The organism is Streptomyces fradiae (genome assembly GCF_041270065.1).
Classification (GTDB): domain Bacteria; phylum Actinomycetota; class Actinomycetes; order Streptomycetales; family Streptomycetaceae; genus Streptomyces.
Map to the genome: position 1 here is coordinate 6,793,830 of NZ_CP065958.1, position 14,358 is coordinate 6,808,187.

14 protein-coding genes are annotated in these 14,358 nt (G+C 74.1%); 8 read left to right on the forward strand and 6 right to left on the reverse strand.

What is annotated here, in order from left to right; translation table 11 throughout:
* Nucleotides 1-392 precede the first annotated feature (392 nt).
* Nucleotides 393-1,568: a hypothetical protein gene (locus JAO84_RS30840; protein WP_370415769.1), complete on the reverse strand. Its 1,176-nt coding sequence runs from the start codon at nt 1,566-1,568 to the stop codon at nt 393-395.
* A 182-nt stretch (nt 1,569-1,750) separates the two neighbouring features.
* Here JAO84_RS30840 and JAO84_RS30845 point away from each other — a divergent pair, with 182 nt between their 5' ends.
* Genes JAO84_RS30845 through JAO84_RS30860 form a run of 4 tightly spaced genes read left to right on the forward strand, consistent with a single transcriptional unit; the run spans nt 1,751 to nt 6,882 of the window.
* Nucleotides 1,751-2,584 carry a M55 family metallopeptidase gene (locus JAO84_RS30845; RefSeq protein WP_370415770.1) on the forward strand — a complete coding sequence of 278 codons (834 nt, stop codon included), beginning with the start codon at nt 1,751-1,753 and terminating at the stop codon, nt 2,582-2,584.
* Nucleotides 2,577-3,911, forward strand: a complete 1,335-nt coding sequence (locus JAO84_RS30850) for a M20/M25/M40 family metallo-hydrolase (protein ID WP_370415771.1) — start codon at nt 2,577-2,579, stop codon at nt 3,909-3,911. The genes JAO84_RS30845 and JAO84_RS30850 overlap by 8 nt, the downstream gene beginning before the upstream one ends.
* Nucleotides 3,912-3,949: 38 nt before the next feature.
* Nucleotides 3,950-5,944 (forward strand): prolyl oligopeptidase family serine peptidase, encoded by a 1,995-nt coding sequence (locus JAO84_RS30855; protein WP_370415772.1) that lies wholly within the window; start codon nt 3,950-3,952, stop codon nt 5,942-5,944.
* Nucleotides 5,941-6,882 carry an LD-carboxypeptidase gene (locus JAO84_RS30860; protein WP_370415773.1) on the forward strand — a complete coding sequence of 314 codons (942 nt, stop codon included), beginning with the start codon at nt 5,941-5,943 and terminating at the stop codon, nt 6,880-6,882. Before JAO84_RS30855 ends, JAO84_RS30860 begins: the two co-directional genes overlap by 4 nt.
* A 34-nt stretch (nt 6,883-6,916) precedes the next feature.
* Here the strand turns inward: JAO84_RS30860 and JAO84_RS30865 are convergent, their stop codons facing one another.
* The 3 genes from JAO84_RS30865 to JAO84_RS30875 form a co-directional block, all read right to left on the reverse strand.
* Nucleotides 6,917-7,570 carry a GntR family transcriptional regulator gene (locus JAO84_RS30865; protein ID WP_370415774.1) on the reverse strand — a complete coding sequence of 218 codons (654 nt, stop codon included), beginning with the start codon at nt 7,568-7,570 and terminating at the stop codon, nt 6,917-6,919.
* A 95-nt stretch (nt 7,571-7,665) separates the two neighbouring features.
* Nucleotides 7,666-8,757: an adenosine deaminase gene (locus JAO84_RS30870; RefSeq protein ID WP_370415775.1), complete on the reverse strand. Its 1,092-nt coding sequence runs from the start codon at nt 8,755-8,757 to the stop codon at nt 7,666-7,668.
* An 87-nt stretch (nt 8,758-8,844) separates the two neighbouring features.
* Nucleotides 8,845-9,597, reverse strand: a complete 753-nt coding sequence (locus JAO84_RS30875) for a GntR family transcriptional regulator (protein WP_370415776.1) — start codon at nt 9,595-9,597, stop codon at nt 8,845-8,847.
* A 156-nt stretch (nt 9,598-9,753) separates the two neighbouring features.
* Between JAO84_RS30875 and JAO84_RS30880 the strand changes: the two genes are divergently transcribed.
* The 3 genes from JAO84_RS30880 (at nt 9,754) to JAO84_RS30890 (ending at nt 10,984) form a co-directional block, all read left to right on the forward strand.
* Nucleotides 9,754-9,996 (forward strand): LapA family protein, encoded by a 243-nt coding sequence (locus JAO84_RS30880; RefSeq protein WP_265867892.1) that lies wholly within the window; start codon nt 9,754-9,756, stop codon nt 9,994-9,996.
* Entirely contained in the window at nt 9,993-10,352 is a 360-nt protein-coding gene (locus JAO84_RS30885; protein WP_370415777.1) for a hypothetical protein, read from the forward strand. Before JAO84_RS30880 ends, JAO84_RS30885 begins: the two co-directional genes overlap by 4 nt.
* A 74-nt stretch (nt 10,353-10,426) precedes the next feature.
* A complete protein-coding gene (locus JAO84_RS30890; protein WP_370415778.1) occupies nt 10,427-10,984 on the forward strand; it encodes a GNAT family N-acetyltransferase in 558 nt (185 codons plus the stop codon).
* Here JAO84_RS30890 and JAO84_RS30895 read toward each other — a convergent pair.
* Nucleotides 10,981-11,313 (reverse strand): DUF6204 family protein, encoded by a 333-nt coding sequence (locus JAO84_RS30895; protein WP_370415779.1) that lies wholly within the window; start codon nt 11,311-11,313, stop codon nt 10,981-10,983. The two genes, JAO84_RS30890 and JAO84_RS30895, sit on opposite strands and share 4 nt — an antisense overlap.
* 147 nt (nt 11,314-11,460) lie before the next feature.
* On the opposite strand from JAO84_RS30895, the gene JAO84_RS30900 reads away from it, so the two are divergent.
* Nucleotides 11,461-13,449, forward strand: a complete 1,989-nt coding sequence (locus JAO84_RS30900) for a DUF5107 domain-containing protein (RefSeq protein WP_370415780.1) — start codon at nt 11,461-11,463, stop codon at nt 13,447-13,449.
* Nucleotides 13,450-13,486: 37 nt separating this feature from the next.
* Here the strand turns inward: JAO84_RS30900 and JAO84_RS30905 are convergent, their stop codons facing one another.
* Nucleotides 13,487-14,311 (reverse strand): class I SAM-dependent methyltransferase, encoded by an 825-nt coding sequence (locus tag JAO84_RS30905; protein WP_370415781.1) that lies wholly within the window; start codon nt 14,309-14,311, stop codon nt 13,487-13,489.
* Nucleotides 14,312-14,358 lie beyond the last annotated feature (47 nt).

The following is a 14,358-nucleotide window of genomic DNA, read 5'->3' on the forward strand; positions in this document are numbered from 1 at the left end:
GGGACCCAGGTCCCCGCCCCCGGCGGGACGCGCCTGACGCCGCCCGCCCCGGGCCCGGCCTCTGGCCGTACGCTCCTCGGTCGGCCCGGCCCTGCTTCGGGCCAGGGGTGCCGTGATCGGAGTGGCCGCGCCGTGCGCGACGCCCTGGTCGCCCTGGCCGGCGCTGCCGTCGGCGGGCGCGGAGCCGCCGGGCCCCGGCCTCGGGGCGGTGATACGGGAGAGCCGTGCAATGGCGCGCCCGCGCCTTGCCCGGCGTCCGGGGCCTGCTCCGGTCAGTCCCCGGCCGGCGCTGCCGTCGGCATGCGCCGAGCCACCCGCCCGGCTCCGTCCCGACCCCGGCCTCGGGCCGGTGAAACGGGTGGGACAGGGGCGTGCCCCGGCCCCGCTCCGGTTCAGTCCTCGGCCGCCTCCGGCGACGCCGTCGCCTTGCGCAGGGCGCTGATGCAGGCGCCGATCGCGTCCTGGAGGGCCTCCAGGCGCTGGAGCATGTCGGCCTCGACGACGTCTTCCTCCAGGACCTCGTCGAGGGTGAGCTCCTCGAAGACCTTGGTGGCCTTCTGGAGGCTGTTGTAGAACTTGGTGCGGCGTTCCTGGACGCGCAGTTCCGGGTTGTCCTCGACGGCCTTGACGACCATCGTGCGCACCGTCTCGTACGCCTCGCCGGCCCACTCGCCGGCCTCCTCCGAGTCGTCGAGCTCGTCGATGAGGGACAGGTGGCGCTCGGCCTCGGCGCGGAGTTCCGGCGGGGCGGCGACGGTCTGGCCGGCCGGGGTCCTGATCTGGCCGCCCTCGGCGATCTGGCGGACGTACTCGATGCGGTCGGCGGCCTTCGCCTCCTGGGCCACCGCCTTCTTCAGGTCGCCGGTGCGGGCGATGGCGCGGGCCATCTCCGTCTGCAGTGCCGGGTCCTCCTTCATCCGGTCCAGCAGCGCGCCGCGCGCCGCCTCCGCGGTGCCGGGGTCGGCGAGGATCGCGGCGCGCAGGGCCGTGGGGTTCTCCGCGACCTCCAGCGCCTTCGTCGGCTTGATGCCCTCCGCCTCCGCCGCCGCGCTGATCGCGTGGCCGCGCACGGAGGTCGCGCTGTTGCGGGAGGAGTAGTACGACAGCCAGACGTCCGCCTCGGGCAGCTCGACGTCCTCGCCGGGCACCAGCGCCTCGAACTGCGGCACCAGGCCGTCGTCCGCGGCCATGTCCCAGGCCTTGTAGTAGCGCATCACGCGCTCGGGCGAGCACCCGGCGAGCTCCGCGAAGGCCTTCGCCGACACCTTGTCCGAGCCCCCGGCCGGCTGGCCGCCGGGCCGCACGCTGCGGGCCACCTTGAGCGCGAAGGCCCAGCCGCCGGTCCGCGCGTACACCCCGAAGTCGCGGGCGTCGCGGACCACGGCCTCGGCCACGGCCTGCGCGGCGGGCTCGACCCACTCACCGGTGTCGACGGCCATGTCGACGGTCGCCTCGGCGGTCACGTCGGCAGTCGCCTCGGCGGGCGCCTGCGCCGGCACCTCGACGGACGTGGACGTTTCGGCGGGGGTTTCGGCGGGGGTTTCGGACGGGGCGAGCGACGTGGTCACCGAGAGGTCTCCTGCGGATCGGGAGGGAAAATCTGCGCCCGACAGCCTATACGCACGAGATGAAAGGATTCGCCCGAATCACCGGCACACGCCGCCGCCCGAACCGCCGTCACCGGTCCACGCCTTCGACACTTATCCACAGGGGTGGTGGGGCCCGCCGCCCGACGCGTACGGTGCCAGACATGAAGATCCTGATCAGTGCTGACATGGAGGGCGCCACGGGCGTGACCTGGCCCGCCGACGTGCTGCCCGGCACCCCGCAGTGGGAGCGGTGCCGTTCCATGTTCACGTCCGACGTGAACGCGGCGGTGCTCGGTTTCTTCGACGGCGGCGCCGACGAGGTCCTCATCAACGAGGCGCACTGGTCGATGCGCAATCTGCTCCTGGAGCGGCTCGACGAGCGCGCCGAGATGCTCACCGGCCGCCACAAGTCGCTCTCCATGGTCGAGGGCGTGCAGCACGGCGACGTGGACGGGATCGCCTTCGTCGGCTATCACACGGGGGCCGGCGCCGAGGGCGTCCTCGCACACACCTATCTCGCCAACTCCATCACCGGCGTCTGGCTGAACGGCGTCCGCGCGAGCGAGGGCCTGCTCAACGCGCATGTGGTGGCCGAGTTCGGCGTCCCCGTCGTGCTCGTCACCGGCGACGACCTGACCTGCGAGGACGCTCTCGGGTACGCGCCGGAGGCACCCAAGGTCGCGGTCAAGGACTACGTGTCGCGGTACGCGGCGGTGTGCCGCACCCCGGCCCGCACCGCCGCCGAGATCCGCGCCGCCGCCAAGGCGGCCGCCTCGCTCGCGGTCCGGCGCGAGCCGGTCAGCGGCGGGCCGTTCACGGTGGAGCTGGAATTCGACGCCGAGCACCTGGCCGCCGCCGCCACGGTGGTGCCGGGCGCCGAGCGGAGTGGCGAGCGCCGCACCGCCTACACCAGCGAGACGATGTACGAGGCAATTCGCACGTTCAAGGCGGTCACGACGATCGTGTCGGCCGCCGTGGAGGAGCAGTATGGCTGAGCAGCAACCCGGTCCGGACGCGACGGCCCTCGACGAGGTCGTCACCTTCACGTCCGAGCTGATCCGGATCGACACCACCAACCGGGGCGGCGGCGACTGCCGCGAGCGCCCCGCCGCCGAGTACGTGGCGGAGCGCCTCGCCGACGCCGGCCTCCAGGCGACTCTCCTGGAGCGCACCCCGGGCCGCACCAATGTCGTCGCCCGGATCCCCGGCACCGACCCGACGGCCGACGCGCTGCTCGTCCACGGCCACCTGGACGTCGTGCCCGCCGAGGCCGCCGACTGGACCGTGCACCCCTTCTCCGGCGAGGTCCGCGACGGCGTCGTGTGGGGGCGCGGCGCCGTCGACATGAAGAACATGGACGCGATGGTGCTCTCCGTCGTGCGCTCCTGGGCCCGCCAGGGCGTGCGGCCGCGCCGGGACATCGTCATCGCCTACACCGCCGACGAGGAGGCGAGCGCCGAGGACGGCTCGGCGTTCCTCGCCGAGCGGCACGCCCCGCTCTTCGAGGGCTGCACCGAGGGCATCAGCGAGTCCGGCGCGTTCAGCTTCCACCCGGACCCGCGGACCCGGCTGTACCCGATCGCGGCGGGCGAGCGCGGCACCGCCTGGCTCAAGCTCACCGCGCACGGCCGGGCCGGACACGGCTCGAAGATCAACAAGGACAACGCGGTCACCCGGCTCGCCGCCGCCGTCGCCCGGATCGGCGCCCACGAGTGGCCGGTGCGGATCACGAAGACCGTGCGCGCCGCACTCGTCGAACTCGCCGCGCTCTACGGCATCGAGGCCGACGTGGACGCCCCCGGCTTCGACGTCGAAACGCTCCTGAAGAAGCTCGGCCCGGCCGCCGCCCTCGTCGCACCCACCCTGCGCAACAGCAGCAACCCGACGATGCTGGACGCCGGTTACAAGGTGAACGTGATCCCCGGCCAGGCCGTCGCCTACGTCGACGGACGGATGCTGCCCGGCGGCGAGGACGAGTTCGTCGAGACCATGGACCGGCTCACCGGACCCGATGTGGAGTGGGAGTTCCACCACCGCGAGGTGCCCCTGGAGGCCCCCGTCGACTCGCCGACCTTCGCCAAACTGCGCGCCGCGGTCGAGCGCTTCGACCCCGAGGGACACACCGTGCCCTTCTCCATGACCGGCGGCACCGACGCCAAGCAGTTCTCCCGCCTCGGCATCACCGGCTACGGCTTCTCGCCGCTGAAGCTGCCCCCGGACCTCGACTACGGGGCGCTGTTCCACGGCGTCGACGAACGCGTCCCGGTCGACGCCCTGCACTTCGGCGTCCGCGTCCTCGACCACTACCTGCGCTCGGCCTGAAAGCCCGCACACCCGACCACAACCAGGGGGGAATCCTGATGGCACCCACGGCCGCCTACGGCAGCTGGCCGTCACCCATCGGCGCCGCGCTCGCCGCGGCACACGACGGACGGCCCGACTCCGTCGGATTCGTCGGTGACGAAGTGTGGTGGACCGCGCCGCGGCCCACCGAGGGCGGGCGGCGCGCCCTGGTGCGCCGCCGCCCGGACGGCACCGAGGAGTCGGTGCTGCCCGCACCCTGGAACGTGCGCAGCCGGGTCCTCGAATACGGCGGACAGGCCTGGGCCGGCACCGTACGGCCGGACGGCACCCCGTTCGTCGTCTTCTGCCACCACCCCGACCAGCGGCTGTACGTGTGCGAGCCGGACGCCCCGGGCGGCCCGGTGCCCCGGCCGCTCACCCCGACCTCCGAGGTCGGCGGCGGACTGCGCTGGGCCGACCCGGTGCTGCTGCCCGAGCGCGGTGAGGTCTGGTGCGTCCTGGAGGAGTTCACCGGACCCGCGCCCACCGACGTGCGCCGGGTGATCGCCGCCGTGCCGCTCGACGGCTCCGCCGCCGAGGACCGCGGCCGCATTCGCGAACTCACCGACGACACCCACCGCTTCGTCACCGGACCGCAGCTCTCCCCGGACGGCCGGCAGGCCGCCTGGATCGCCTGGGACCACCCCCGGATGCCCTGGGACGGCACCGAGGTCCTGCTCGCCGACATCACCGCCGACGGCACCCTCGGCGCCCCGCGGACCGTCGCCGGCGGACCCGAGGAGTCCGTGCCCCAGGTCGGCTGGACCGCCGACGGACAGCTCCTCCACGTCAGCGACCGCACCGGCTGGTGGAACCTCTACCGCACCCCCGCGCCCGGCACCGGCACGGCACCGGTCCCGCTCTGCCCGCGCCCCGAGGAGTTCGCCGGCCCGCTGTGGCAGGTCGGCCTCAGCTGGTTCCGGCCGCTGGACAGCGGCCTCGTCGCCGTCGTCCACGGCCGCGGCGCCACCACCCTCGGCATACTGGACCCGGAGAGCGGCGAACTCGTCGACGTCACCGGACCCCGGACCGCATGGTCCGCCACCCTCGCCGCGCACGGCACCCGGGTGGTCGGCGTCGCCGCCGGGCCGCGCAGCTCCTACGAGGTCGTCGAGCTCGACACCCGCACCGGCCGCACCCGCGTCATCGGCTCCCCGCACCAGGACCCGGTCGACCCCGCCTACTACCCCGAACCGCAGATCCGCACCTTCACCGGCCCCGACGACCGCGAGATCCACGCCCACGTCTACCCGCCGCACAACCCCGACCGCACCGCCCCCGCCGACGAGCTCCCGCCCTACGTCGTCTCCGCGCACGGCGGCCCCACCGGCCACGCCCCGCTCGTCCTCGACCTGGAGATCGCCTACTTCACCTCCCGGGGCATCGGCGTCGCCGTGGTCAACTACGGCGGCTCCACCGGCTACGGCCGGGAGTACCGCGAACGCCTCCGCGAGCAGTGGGGCGTCGTCGACGTCGAGGACTGCGCCGCCGTGGCCCGGGCCCTCGCCGAAGAGGGCACCGCCGACCGCGACCGCCTCGCGATCCGCGGCGGCAGCGCCGGCGGCTGGACCACCGCCGCCTCCCTCGCCCACACCGACGTCTACGCCTGCGGCACCATCATCTACCCCGTCCTCGACCCCACCGCCTTCACCACCGGCGAGACCCACGACTTCGAATCGCAGTACATGCACTCCCTCATCGGCCGGCCCGACGAGGTGCCCGCCCGCTACCGGGACCGCTCCCCGCTGGAGCACGCCGAGAAGATCTCCGCACCCTTCCTGCTGCTCCAGGGCCTCGACGACCCGGTCTGCCCGCCCGCGCAGGCCGAGCGCTTCCTCGCCCGGATGGCCGGCCGGGGCATCCCGCACGGCTACCTCGCCTTCGCCGGCGAGAGCCACGGCTTCCGCCTCGCCGAGACGATGATCCGTGCCCTGGAGGCCGAACTCGCCCTGTACGCCCGTGCCTTCGGCATCGTTCGGGACGACCTCGCCGAGCTGGAGCTGCGCTCATGACGCCCGGACCCGTCCCCGCGCTCCTGCGCCCGCCGAGGCTCCGCCCCGGTGCCCGGGTCGCCGTGGTCGCGCCGAGCGGCCCCATACCGGAGGAGCGGCTGCGCGCCGGGCTCGACATCCTGCGCGGCTGGGACCTCGACCCGGTCGTCGCCCCGCACGTCCTCGACACCCACCCCACGATCGGACACCTCGCCGGCACCGACGCCGACCGGGCCCACGACCTCACCGAGGCCTGGTGCGACCCCGAGATCTCCGCGGTGCTCTGTGCCCGCGGGGGTTACGGGGCGCAGCGGATGGTGGACCTGCTCGACTGGGACGCGATGCGGGCCGCCGGCCCGAAGGTCCTCGTCGGCTACAGCGACATCACCGCCCTCCACGAGGCCTTCGCCGCCCGGCTCGGCCTCGCCACCCTGCACGGCCCGATGGTCGCCACCGAGGTCTTCCTGAAGGACGCCCGCACCCAGGAGTCGCTGCGGGCCACCCTCTTCGAGCCCGAATCGGTGTGCCCCCTCGGCCTGGAGAGCGCCGGCACCCTGGTGCCGGGCCGGGCGCACGGGGTCACCCTTGGCGGTTGCGTCAGCCTGCTGGCCGCCGACCTCGGTACCCCGCACGCCCGGGGCTCCGCCCGCGGTGGGCTGCTGCTCCTGGAGGACGTGGGGGAGGAGCCGTACCGCCTCGATCGGATCCTCACCCAACTGCTGCGCTCCGGCTGGCTGGACGGGGTGGCCGGCATCGGCCTCGGCTCGTGGGCGGAGTGCGAGCCCTACGAGGAGGTGCGCGCGGTCCTCGCCGACCGGCTCGGCGGGCTCGGCGTCCCGGTCGTGGAGGAGCTGGGCTTCGGCCACGCCTCCACCGCGCTCACCGTCCCGCTCGGCATACCCGGCGTGCTCGACGCCGACGCGGGCACGCTCACCCTCGACGTACCCGCCCTGAGCTGAGCGGGGCGGGGCAGGCCCGGACGGGTGCCGGGGGCTACTCGGGCGCCGTCCTCCGCCGGTGCTCGGCGGCCGTGTTCCGGCTGGTCTCCAGGTGCCGCAGCGCCAGTTCCTCGACCCGCTCCGCGTCCCGCGCCTCGATCCCCCGGTACAGCTCCTCGTGCTCCTCGGCGACGGCCGAGAACGCGTCGTGCTGGCCGAGCAGCCAGCGCATCCGGCTGCGCAGGGTCCCCTCCAGTTCGGTGAGCAGCGCGTTGTCCGCGAGTTCGGTGACCGTCTCGTGGAAGTCCGCGGCCGCCCGCCGGGCCGTGGCGCCGTCGCCGCGGGCCGCCGCGGACTGCTCGGCGTCGAGGTCCGCGCGCAGCTTGGCGAGACCCGCGCGGGTACGGCGCTGGGCGGCGAGCCGGAACGCCAGGATCTCCAGGGCCGAGCGGACCTCGATGAGGTCGGAGATGTCGGAGGCGCTGAACTCGCGCACCACGGCCCAGGTACGGGGGCGCGGCGTCACCAGCCCCTCGGCCACCAGGTCCCGCAGCGCGTCCCGGACCGGCAGCCGGCTCACGTTCAGCTCGGCGGCGATCTCGCGCTCCACCAGCTTGCTGCCGGGCGCCCGGGTTCCGTCGATGATCTGGTCGCGCAGGGTGCGCGTGATCCGATCGGACTCGGGCCTGAACTCCTCGGCAGCTGTCATGCCGTCATTCTTCCACCGGGGGAGGGCGGGAGAGGGCAGGGCGGTCCGGGCCACAGCCTGCCCTCCCTCACCCCCCAGGCCCGTACGGGTACGGGTCAGAGCGCCGCGTACCCCGGACGGACGATCTCCTCGATCAGCCGCTGCCGCTCGGGCAGCGACAGGAACGCGGCCTCCAGGGCGGCGACCGTGAACTCCTCGAAGACCTCCGGGCCGTAGCCGAAGGCGTCCACCATGTGCTGGAACTCCTCGCTCATGGTGGTGCCGGAGACCAGCCGGTTGTCGGTGTTCAGGGTGATCCGGAACCCGAGCCGGCGCAGCTCGTCGATCGGGTGCGAGGCGTAGTCCTTCGCCGCGCCCGTCTGGAGGTTGGACGTCGGGCAGACCTCGAGCGCGATCCGGTTGTCCCGGACGTACGAGGCGAGCCGGCCCAGCGTGCCGTCCTCGGCGATGTCGTCGGTGATCCGCACCCCGTGCCCGATCCGCTCGGTGCCGCAGACCTGCACGGCCTCGTGGATCGACTCCGCGCCGACGGCCTCGCCCGCGTGGATGGTGAAGTGGCAGTTCTCCCGCTTGAGGTGCTGGAAGGCGGGCAGGTGGCGGGCCGGCGGGTTGCCGATCTCGCCGCCGGCGATGTCGAAGCCCGCGACGCCGTTGTCCCGGTGCGCCACCGTGAGCTGCGCGATCTCCAGGGAACGGTCGGTGTGGCGCATGCCGGTGAGCAGGGTGCGGACGGTGATCCGGCCGCCGGCCCGGCGCTCGCCCTCGCGGAAGCCGTCGTTCACGGCCTCGACCACCTCGTCGAGGGTGAGCCCGCCGTTCAGGTGCTGCTCGGGGGCGTACCGGATCTCGGCGTAGACGACCCCGTCGGCGGCCAGGTCCTCGGCGCACTCGGCCGCGATCCGCTCCAGGGCCTCGCGGGTCTGCATCACCGCGCAGGTGTGGGCGAAGGTCTCCAGATACCGCTCCAGGGACCCCGAGTCGGCGGCGTCCCGGAACCAGACCGCCAGCTCGGCCGGGTCCTCGGTGGGCAGCCCGGTGTAGCCGCAGGCCCGCGCCAGTTCGACGATCGTCGCGGGACGCAGCCCGCCGTCGAGGTGATCGTGCAGGACGGCCTTGGGGGCGTGGCGGATCCACTCGGCCACGGGGGTGGTGACGGAGGGGGCGGCAGAGTTGTCAGACAAGTGCATGGCGGGGAAGTGTACGCCACCCGGGGAGCGGGGTGATGCGACGCCGGTGACAGGCCGCTGCGGGCCCCGCCCCCACGGCCCGCCGGCTCAGTTCGACTGGAGCACCGGCAGCGCGGGCGCGCCCGTCGGCAGCATGTGCTTGGCGGCCAGGACCGGGGTCTCCGCGACTCGTACCACCTGCGTGACGAGCACGGCCGGGGTGTCGGCCGACCGGCCCAGCTGCTCGCCGCGGCGCCGCCCGAGCAGGGTCGCGGTGACAGCGCTGTGCGCCGCGAGCGGCACGCCCCGCGAGGCCGCGGACAGCACGGCCAGCATCGAGGTGCGTTCGGCTCCGGAGGCCGGTGTCCGCAGGGCCTCGGCGAAGGCGGGGTGGGTGCGTTCCAGGACCCCGTCGGCGGCGGCCCACTCATGGCTCAGGACCGCCGGACCGGCCTCGCCGACCAGGACCGACTCCCAGAAACGGAGCTCGGCGCCGGCCGGGGCGAGCAGGTGCTGGGTGGTGAAGTCGGTCGGCTCCTCGACCGTACGGAGCAGCCCCCGCACCCGTAGCGGCGCGGCCCCGCCGAGCAGCTCCTCAAGGGCCCTGACCTGCTCGAAACCGCGCCGTGGCGGATGCGCGTTGACCGTGCGCCCGACCCCGCGGCGCACCGTGAGCAGCCCGTCCTCCTGGAGCAGCAGCAGCGCCTCGCGCAGGGCGGGGCGGCTCACGCCGAGCGCGCACGCGAGCTTGGGCTCGGAGGGCAGCGTGGAGCCGGGCGGGTAGGTGCCGTCGTGGATGGCGTCCGCGATCCGTTCGTAGAGCGCGACCACGGGGCGTCGCTGCGGTCCGCCGGCTGCCACGGATCGGTCCTCCTTCACACGCGGTTCAGGTCTGGGATGTCTACCGTAACCGCCCATCCTTGTCTGACAAGTCACTCGGACGGCTCCCGCTCGCGCGGCCGAAACGGACGAAACGGCCCATCCTGGGGGGACGCACGACGGAGGAGAGGGCCGGCGATGAGTCCCAAGGAGACATCGAGCACGGGCAGAGCCCGGGCGGGCGGATTCCTCACCCCCGGCCGGATCGCGATCGGGGTCGTGGCGATCCTGCTGCTCGTGTTCATCTTCGAGAACACGAGAGAAGTGCGGATCAGGCTGCTGATCCCCGAGGTGACCATGCCGCTGTACGTCGCGCTGCTCGTGACGGCGCTGCTCGGCGCGGTCTGCGGCTACTACGCGGCGGCCCGGAGGCGCAAATGAGACGGTCCACCCTGGTCGGCGCGGGCGCGGTCCTGGCGCTCGCGGCCGTGGCCGTCAGCTCCGCCGAACCGGTCGCGGAGCCGGAGGACGCCGAGCATCCGCCCGTCCGCCAGCCCACGCCGAACCTGCTGGGGCGCAGCCTGTGGCGCGTCTTCACGGCGCTCGCGCCGCGCACCCGGCTCGACGTCATCGACGTCGGCGGCGGCGACCGCCGCGTCCTCTGGCCCCCGAACTGGTGGGTCTGCACCCAGCACCCCGCCCCCGGCGCCGAGCGCGCCCCGCGCGGCCGCGTCGTGGTCGGCGTGGTGAAGAAGGGCGAAGCCTGCCCACCCCGAGTGACAGCCGCCCGCCGCTGACGCCCCCGGCGCCCAGCGCCCGCGCGCGCCCCTCGCCGGCCGCGCTCGGCGCGGCCCGCCGGTAGCCTGGTGTCATGTCTGGCGATCTTGGTCGGTATCTCGTCACCGGGTCCCGTGTCGGCCTGCGGCCCTTCACGGCGGAGGACGCCGAGGAGTTCACCGCGCGGGCGCAGGAGAGCCGGGAGCTGCATGTGCCCTGGCTGTATCCGCCGCAGACCGTCGACACGTACGCGGCCTACAGCCGGCCGCTGATCGAGGACCCGGCCCGCGAGGGCTTTCTCGTGTACGAGCGGGACGGCGGCGGGATCGCCGGCTTCGTCAACATCAACAACATCGTCCGAGGCGCCTTCCTCTCCGGCGCCCTCGGCTACGGCGCCTTCGCGCACGCGGCCGGGCGCGGACTGCTCACGGAGGCGCTCGGCCTGGTTCTCGGGCACGCCTTCGGGCCGCTCGGTCTGCACCGGCTGGAGGCCAACATCCAGCCGGGCAACACCGCCTCCCGCGCCCTGGTCCGGCGGGCCGGCTTCCGCCTGGAAGGGTTCTCGCCCGCGATGCTGTTCATCGGCGGGGCCTGGCGGGACCACGAACGCTGGGCGATCACCGCCGACCGGCCGGGCCAGGCCCGGGACTAGCGCTTGTAGTTGATCTTCATCGTGTCCATGTCCGTGACCTTGGACTTCAGGCCCCCGAAGCCGTGCCCCAGCGCCCCCAGCGCCCGCTCCACGCGGTCCTCCGCGATCGCGCCGGCCATCTCCTCGCCGTCAGCCGCGTCGGAGAGCACGACCAGGCGGTAGGAGAAGTGCTTCAGGGTCCGGTCGTAGGCGAGCGAGCCGTCCTCGGTGAACTGCATCGCGGCGAGCCCGTGGTCGTCGGCCTCGGCGAGGAGGCGCGTGCGGCTCTCCTCCGAGAGATTCTCGAACGTACCCCGGACGATCACCCGATAGGTGTGCTGCTCGCTCACTGCTCGCTCATTCCCTCACGACTTGCTCGACAACGGATCAACCCTACGGAGGCGCCCGCGCCGCGCAACGGAATTTCCCGGTCAAGCCGCCGCGGGCGCTTGTACACCCTCTGGCCAGCAGTGGTTCCGGCGTGTTCCATGGTCGGCATGACGACCGTACGACGTGCCGTACTCACCCTGCCCGCGGCGCCGTTGGGCCCGGACAACCCGCTGCCCGCGCTCCACCGCCTCGGCGCGGCCGCGCCCTCGGTCGACGAGCGGGACCGCGCCGGGCTGCCCCGTGACATGGTCCGCCAACTGGGGCACGCCCCGCTGCGCACCCTGCTCCCCACCCGGATGCGCGACGGATACGGGCGCGAGCGCACCCCGGCCACCCTCGACACGATCGAGATCGAGAACGACCACCTCAAGGTGACCGTGCTCCCCGGACTCGGCGGCCGGATCCACTCGCTCGTGCACAAGTCGACCGGCCGCGCCGACCGCGAACTCCTCGACCGCGAACTCCTCTACCGCAACCCGGTGTTGCAGCCCGCCGCCTTCGCCCTCAACGGCGCCTGGTTCTCCGGCGGCATCGAATGGAACATCGGCGCCCGCGGCCACACCACCCTGTCCTGCGGCCCGCTGCACGCCGCCGTCGTCCCGGCGCCCGACGGCGGCGAGATGCTGCGCCTGTGGGAGTGGGAGCGGCTGCGCGACCTGCCGTTCCAGGTCGACCTGTGGCTGCCGGCGGACTCCCCGTATCTGCGCGTCGGCGTCCGGATCCGCAATCCGCACGAGCGGGCCGTGCCCTGCTACTGGTGGTCCAACACGGCCGTTCCCGAGGACCGCCGGATCCTCGCACCCGCCGACACCGCCTGGCACTTCGGATACGAACGCGCCCTGCGCCGGGTCCCGGTGCCGTGCGACGAGGGCGGCGCGGACCGCACGTACCCGCTGGAGAGCACCCACGCCGGCGACTGGTTCTACGCGCTGCCGGACGGGCAGCGGCGCTGGATCGCCGCGCTCGACGCACACGGCGAGGGCCTGGTGCAGACCTCCACGGACCGGCTGCTCGGCCGCAAGCTCTTCGTGTGGGGCACCGGGCGCGGCGGGCGCCGCTGGCAGGAGTGGCTGACCGAGCCCGGCACCCCCGGCTACGCCGAGATCCAGGCCGGCCTCGCCCGTACCCAGCTGGAGCACCCGGTCCTGGAGGCGGGGGAGGAGGCCTCCTGGCTGGAGGTGTACGGGCCGCTGGGCGCCGACCCGGCGACCGTGCACGGCGCGGACTGGGCGGCGGCCCGCGCGGGCGTCGAGACCGCGCTCGCCGAGGCGCTGCCGCGCGCCGAGGTCGACACGGCGTACGAGCGGTGGCTGGCGACCGCCGCCGACACCGAGCCCGGGCCGCTGCTCGCGCAGGGCTCGGGCTGGGGCGCGCTCGAAGTGCTGCGCGGGGGCCATGTGCTGCCCGGCACGCCGTTCGACCCGGCGCTGCTCGGGGACGAACAGCGGCCGTGGGTCGAGCTGTTGCGCACCGGCGCCCTGCCCGCGCCCGATCCGGGTGCCGCGCCGGAGCCGGGCGCCGCGCCCTGGCCGACGCCGGTCTCCGACGCCTGGCGGGACATGCTGGAGACCGCCCCCGCCGAGCCGGTCACCGAATACCACTTGGGCGTCGCCCAGTGGGCGGCCGGGGATCTCGCCCAGGCGGTACGGAGCTGGGAGCGCGGCCTGAAGAACGCCGCCGAGCGCTGGCCGCTGCTCTACTGCCTGGCCGTGGCCGACCGGGAGGACGGGCACCGGGAACGGGCCGCGGACCGGTACGCCGAGGCCTTCGAGGAGCAGTACGGCGGCGATCCGCTGGTCACCGCCGCCCTCGGGCGCGAGACGGTGACCGTCCTGCTCGGCGCGAACCGGCCCGCCGAGGCCCGGGCCGTGCTCTCCCGGCTCCCCGGCGAGGTGCGCGCCCGGGGCGCGTTCCGCTGTCTGGAGGCCCGGCTGCTGCTCGCGGAGGGCCGTCCGGACGCGGCCCGCGCGGTCTTCGACGCGGGCTTCGAGGTCGCCGACCTGAAGGAGGGCGCAGAGGAGCTGGGCGAGCTGTGGTCCCGGCTCACCGACGAACCACTGCCGGACGCCTACGAGTTCCGCATGCGTCCCAGCTGACGGAGCGTCATGGTGGGTGAGGGTGCCGGGCGGCGGCTCACGGCCGGCACAGGATCTGGCCGTGCGGCACCAGGAACCACGCGTCGTCGTCCTTGCCCCAGGCCCGCCAGGCCTCGGCGACGGCGGTCAGCTCCTCGGGCGTCGCGTGGCCGCCGTCCACCGCCAGGCGCGCGTACACCGACTCGGTGGTGCGGTCCGCCCACAGACCGCTCCACCAGGCGCGCTCCTCCGGGGACGCGAAGCACCACACCCCGGCGGAGGCGGTGACGTCGGTGAACCCGGCTTCGTGGGCCCAGGACAGCAGCCGCCGGCCGGCGTCGGGCTCGCCGCCGTTCGCCCGGGCCACCCGCTGGTACAGCTCCTGCCAGGTGTCCAGGCCAGGCGTCTGCGGGAACCAGGTGAAGGCGCCGTAGTCGCTGTCCCGGGCCGCCACCACTCCGCCCGGCCGGCACACCCGCCGCATCTCGCGCAGCGCCTGCACCGGGTCGCCGACGTGCTGCAGCACCTGGTGGGCGTGCACGATGTCGAAGGAGTCGTCCGGGAAGTCCAGTGCGTGGACGTCGGCGACCGCGAACTCCATATTGGTCAGACCCCGTTCGGCCGCCACGGCCCGCGCCTTGTCCAGCACGTCCTCGGCGGCGTCCACCGCGGTCACCCGCCCCGGCGCCACCCGCTCCGCCAGGTCGGCGCTGATGGTGCCGGGACCGCACCCGACGTCCAGGACGTCGAGACCGGCGGCCAGTTCGGGGATCAGATAGGCGGCGGAGTTCTCGACGGTGCGCCAACTGTGCGACCGCAGCACGGACTCGTGGTGGCCGTGGGTGTACGTGGCGGTCTCGTGCGCAGGGGTGGACGACGACATGACCGGACTCCTTCGGATGAGCGGTTGCTGTGCTGCTGTGTTGCCGT